The organism is Dehalococcoidales bacterium (genome assembly GCA_028717385.1).
Taxonomy (GTDB): domain Bacteria; phylum Chloroflexota; class Dehalococcoidia; order Dehalococcoidales; family CSSed11-197; genus CSSed11-197.
In genome coordinates this window covers 1-3296 of sequence record JAQUNW010000064.1, presented here as the reverse complement: position 1 = coordinate 3296, position 3296 = coordinate 1, and the positions used below count along the sequence as shown (strand labels likewise).

At 40.0% G+C, this 3296-nt stretch carries 2 protein-coding genes; both read right to left on the bottom strand.

The window, feature by feature from the left end:
* On the bottom strand, positions 1-2419 hold a 2419-nt coding region (locus PHX29_07300; GenBank protein MDD5605688.1), incomplete at its 3' end, for a site-specific DNA-methyltransferase.
* A gap of 221 nt (positions 2420-2640) precedes the next feature.
* The coding region (locus PHX29_07295; protein MDD5605687.1) for a hypothetical protein at positions 2641-3296 on the bottom strand (656 nt) is incomplete at its 5' end.

Below are 3296 nucleotides of genomic sequence, written 5' to 3'. Positions count from 1 at the left end.
CTATGAACCAGCAAGCTATATCATCAGTTGAATTACTACGTACGTGCCCGGTAGTTGGGTCATAAACATCTACGCCTTTGATCTCAATAGTAACTTTTCCGTTATGATGCTTGATATCAACATCAGGTTCACCGAACACCATAAATAAGTTTCCGGCACCGGTTTTCTTTAGGAGTTCATCGCTCATTAAGAATTCCGGGCTCATATTTACAATTAAAACATTTAACTTGCCGTATCTTTTAGCTTCTTCTCTTACATGTGGATCAAATGCGAAACCGCATATAAGCAGCAAATCGAAACCAATTCCTCGGACTGCTTCTTTAGCAGCTTCTTTAACTAATTCAGGGCCAACAGTGCCGTGTTCTGGGCCTATACATACTGCAACCCGTTTTATAGCACCATCTTGTTCTATATATTCACCTTCCGCATGAAGCCATTCACTAGGGTAATGGTCAAGGCGTGTAAATTTTAATCGCTCATGTTTTACTGTATTTTGTACACCAGCCTTTTTGAGATTTTCCAAAACTACAGTTTCAAACTGGCCGGTTCCAGCCTCTCTTTGGGCTTCAATTTCTGCGTTTGGCCGCTCTTCTTCAGTTACTATAACGCGGTGAGGAGAGAGGCTTTCAACAGTAAATGGACCAGTAACACGAATGCGTTTATTGTCCTCATAAGGCTGATCATAGAGTATTTCGGTATCAGCATGCCGGGCTATTGCCTCATCAATTTCTTTTTGGCTCATCCCTTCTTTGATATCGGGATTATTAGCGATTGATTTTAAGGTAATATGAGGTATGCGTTTATAAACAAAACCCTTCTTAATATCCCCATCAGTTCTATAATCCGGGGGAATAAGCCCAGTAATTTCGGTTTCTTTTTTTATGCCTTCTGGTGAATCGGCCAATAAGTAATAAGGGAATTTTGCTGCCATCAAGCGGGTACGAGCAAGCGCTAGCGCCACACGGCTAGTATCTATTGTTATCCAACGACGACCCAAATGTTCCGCAGCATATGCCGTTGTTCCGCTGCCACAGGTTGGGTCTAGAACTAAATCGCCAGGGTCTGTCGTCATTTGAAGACAACGATCGACAACCTTTGTTGCTGTCTGAACCACATATATTTTTTCACCACTGAATTGATTTTGGCCAACAGTGTCAGTCCAAAGATTTGTAACTGGCATCACAGGAAAATCATTGAGGTATCTTACGTAACCGATTCCATTTTGTTCTGTAGTATCGAGCCTGCCACTAATTATCAATTTCCGAATTCCGTCTTCGTTTGTCTTCCAGCTTCCTCTTTTAATACGGAATTCTTTATTATTTAGGACAATTGGGAATCTACCTGATTCTCCTCCGGATTGACTCGTTAGATTATCTAATGTATATATTTCTATCCCATCTGGGATGTTATTAATATCAAGAGTAGTATTAAATTGCCTTTCCCATTCTGCTATAGAGAGCCTTTCTTTATTGCGCAGCTCAACTTTTTTATACCCAGATGTGCCCTCTCCTCCTAGACACTTTTCAGAGAACAAACTTCTATATTTAACATTATACTTTTGCTTTGCATACCATAAAATATAATCACCTACTGATGGTGGAGCTAATAAATCCCCTGAACTACCTGCTCCTGTAGTCTTTTTATAAAATATTATAGATATAATATTCTCACTCCCAAATACCTCATCCATTAGGCACCTTACCAGATGTACATTTTCATCTCCAATTTGAAGAAAACAGCTACCAGTTTCGGTAAGAAGATCTCTAGCAACAACTAGCCTATCTCTCAAATAGGCCAGATAGGAATGTATTCCCAGTTCCCAGGTATCACGGAAGGCCTTAATCTGCTCTGGTTGTCTGGTCGCATCTGTTACACTTCCGTCCTTTACATCCCGTTTGCGGGTGCTCGTCTGCCAGTTAGAACCAAACTTGATTCCATAAGGTGGGTCCATATAAATTGTCTGGACTTTTCCTTTAAGGCCTTCTTTTTCGGCAAGCGATGTCATGACCAGCAATGAGTCACCAAGTATCATACGGTTTGTCCATTGCTGCTCATGTTGATAAAACTCGACTACCTCTTCAAAATTAAGCCCGTTAAAATCAGCAAAGAAATCCAGCTGTTCTGGTTTGCCTTCTTTGGCTTGGGCTCGAAGATCTTCGATTATGAATTTAGGGTGAATCTTTTCCTGTATATATACTGGTACCGCTGGTACTTCAAGATCCTTAGAATCCTGTTCGTCTTTGCCTTTCCAGACAAGCTGGGGATCCAGAGAAGGATCGCGTGGATACAGAATTCTCTTAGGGGTGTCTTCGTCCTGTTTGGCAAAATCCCTTAGTTCACTTGTGGGGATATTCGACCGCTTATCCTTATGACGAATTGCATCAATATCCTTATTGTTGACCTGTTTCTGTTTTGCCATCAGTAATTCCTTCTCGTTAATTATTAAGCTTGTATAAACCTTTTCTTAGACGAATAAACAATTCTGTATTATTGCCTGGATTATTTACTCGATGTTTGGGAAGAAATGTTCCTCCATAATTGATCTTTAACGCTGAATTGACTTGTTTAGGAGTAAACTCGGGTGGTATTAAACCGTTTTCAACTGCGTTCTGAATATCGGTTATTGTCTTTCTGCCTTTACTATACATTTTTATTATCCTCTCCATAAAATAATTTTGACCGAATGCAACTTTTTGCATTCCAAGGGTCAACTATTTCCAAAAATGCCCAGCGGCCGAAGCTACCATGATTATTAATTGCTGGAACCCAAAAATTCCTGGCGGTAGCGACCTTAGCTGCTTTATCTTTCTTCTTTTCGCCGCTTACTTCAATAATCAAATTTAATAGATCAGTCTTACCATCATTGATACGCACAATGAAATCGGGCATGTAGTTTCTTTCAACACCTTCAAATGTATACGGAATTAGAAAATTCAAACCATGGTTTTTTACGTAACAAGATACTTCCGGCATATCTTCTAAAGCTTTAGCCATTTTTTGTTCCCATGATTCAGTATCGGCAACGACGTGGGAAATGTGGCACTTATCTGGAACTGTAGGGTACACTGGTCGTGTAGTATCAAAATCAACGTATCTGGTTGATCCAACAAAGTCATATTGTCTCAAGATAGGCTTTAAATACTTCGGTCCGGTTTCGGCTGCTGTAATAGAAGTGTAAATTCTATCCACAGCATCATGTGCCAGTTCGTTAATAATTAGCATCTGCAAGAAAGCATCATCTTTTAAGGTAACACATTCTCTTAGCCATTTGCGGCTAATATCAATAAGCTGCGGAA